Origin of the sequence: Pseudomonas bohemica (assembly GCF_002934685.1) — a bacterium.
Classification (GTDB): domain Bacteria; phylum Pseudomonadota; class Gammaproteobacteria; order Pseudomonadales; family Pseudomonadaceae; genus Aquipseudomonas; species Aquipseudomonas bohemica.
This window is the reverse complement of sequence record NZ_NKHL01000100.1, coordinates 1-1,400: the sequence shown is the minus strand read 5'-3', so window position 1 is coordinate 1,400 and position 1,400 is coordinate 1. Positions and strand designations below refer to the sequence as shown.

Sequence of the window (1,400 nt, the reverse complement as noted above, 5' to 3'; positions counted from 1 at the left end):
CGTTGTTTGGTCATCTGACACCTCGATCTGGCGAGCATTCTCGCCTAAATGGGTGTCCGGTTTCATTAGACCACTACAGATTCCTATCCGTCCAGCTTCCGAAGAACCCCGGCCTACCAAAAGGTCTGCCGGGTTTTGCTTTTTCAATGGATCCTTTACTCAGCCATCAGTGTATGCGTTACCTCGAAACGGTCCATCCCGAAGACAATGCCTCGGCCTGCTGCAGCACCGTTTGCACTGCCATATCTTGGAGGTCTGGTGGGTAGCCGTACTTACGCAGAATACGCTTCACCAGCACTCGCATTCTTGCGCGGGCTGAATCCCGATGCGCCCAGTCAACCGAGACGTTCTCGCGCAAGCTCATCAGCAATTCGTGGGCGATCAGCTTGAGCTTGTCGTCACCTATCACATGCATCGCGCTTTCGTTCTCGGCCAGTGCGTCGTAGAAAGCAATCTCTTCATCTGACAGACCGGACTCTTCGCCGCGCTGTCGCGCCGCGCGGATGTCTTTGGCCAGCTGGATCAGCTCCTGCAGCACTTCAGCGGTAGTGATGGCGTTGGCGTGGTAACGCGCCACCGCGTCCTCCAACCGCTCCGAAAACGCTTTGGTCTGTACGATGTTGGCCTTACTGCGCGAGCGTATGCCGTCGTTGATCAGCTTGCGCAATGCTTCAAGCGCAAGGTTCTTCCTATCCATCTGCTGCACTTCCGTGAGAAACTCGTCCGACAGGATGGAAATGTCCGGGCTCTTGATGCCCGCAGCAGCCAGTATGTCCACGATCTCGGTCGAGATCACCGCGCGGCTGACGATTTGCTGGATGGCCAACTCGCGTTCTTGCTCAGTCACGCCAGAGCCCGAGCTACTCTTGACCAGCGCAGCACGGATGGCCTGGAAGAATCCGACCTCCTCACGAATATCGCGGGCTTGGTCGGAGGCAGATGCCAGGGCGAAGGCCTTGGACAAAGCCAGCACAGCGTCCTGATAGCGGCGGTGAGCGTTCTTCTTACCTTCTTTGGTTTCCTCTTTTTCAGCCAGTTGCTGTTGAAGGTCGAGAATCCACTCGATGGCGCCCGCCATCATCGCCAGACGCTGCTGTGGCGTACCATTCATTGCGGAGATGTAGTCGTAGCCGTGGTACATGTCTCGCACGACCTCGTACTTCTCCATCATCACTGCAATGGCCTGTGCTTCGTCTACGCCAGTGTTCTCCTGGTCGTTTTTGGAGTACTGCTGCAGAGCAGACTTCAGGTTTTGTGCAATGCCGATGTAGTCCACAATTAGCCCCGCAGGCTTATCGCGGAACACGCGATTTACTCGTGCTGTTGCCGCTGACCGAAAACTGACCCATTAACGGCTGTTCTGCCGACTGAAAACTGACCCAGGTGTTCAACTGCTTCTG

Annotated in this window: 1 pseudogene; it reads right to left on the bottom strand. The window is 56.0% G+C overall.

The features are described from left to right. Window positions 1-178: 178 nt before the first annotated feature. Window positions 179-1,327, bottom strand: a pseudogene (locus CE491_RS09630) (type I restriction enzyme endonuclease domain-containing protein); the annotation flags it as partial. Between the last annotated feature and the right edge of the window lie 73 nt (window positions 1,328-1,400).